A 575-nucleotide genomic window follows, 5' to 3' on the forward strand; every position below is an offset into this window, starting at 1 on the left:
ATCGATATAAACGGCCCTGAATGACCGTTATAGCGCCACCCGTGAACTTGCGGCCGCTGAGGGAAATCAGCCGAAGTAAATCTCACGATTGATTAACAGGGGAAACTTGCCGCGCTTCCAGCCAGGCGCGCGACGCCGTCAAGTGGTGCGGCCGATCTGCCTGACAGATCTGCAAATTAAGGTGGTTGCGGGGGCTGGATTTGAACCAACGACCTTCAGGTTATGAGCCTGACGAGCTACCGGGCTGCTCCACCCCGCGCCAGGGTGTTGGCGGGATTTCCGCCGGATTGTCTCGCCTTGGATCCGGTTGGTCCTGGCGTTCTGCGGCCTTGCGGCCGGGGTCTGCTTGGCCGGAGCGGTGGTTGATCCGGCGTATTCGGGTGCGGATCGCCGCCTGGGCGTCTTGCGGCGCGGCTGCGTGGAGAATGGCATGCCGCGCGGCTTCAAAGGCTACGGGCCGTCTCCGGTGCTTCGGAGGGTCGGCCCTGGCTTCCGGCAAGGGCCGGATCATCGTGAAGAGAAGCTGTCGATTGTGCGTTTTGTAGACCTGGCAGCGACCTACTCTCCCGCGTCTT

General features: G+C 62.3%; 1 tRNA gene. It reads right to left on the reverse strand.

Features of this window, described 5'->3' with window-relative positions:
* Nucleotides 1-182: 182 nt before the first annotated feature.
* Nucleotides 183-259 (reverse strand) — tRNA-Met (locus ACTIFS_RS21755).
* Nucleotides 260-575 lie beyond the last annotated feature (316 nt).

It is taken from the genome of Phreatobacter sp. (assembly GCF_051860605.1).
Classification (GTDB): Bacteria; Pseudomonadota; Alphaproteobacteria; order Rhizobiales; family Phreatobacteraceae; genus Phreatobacter.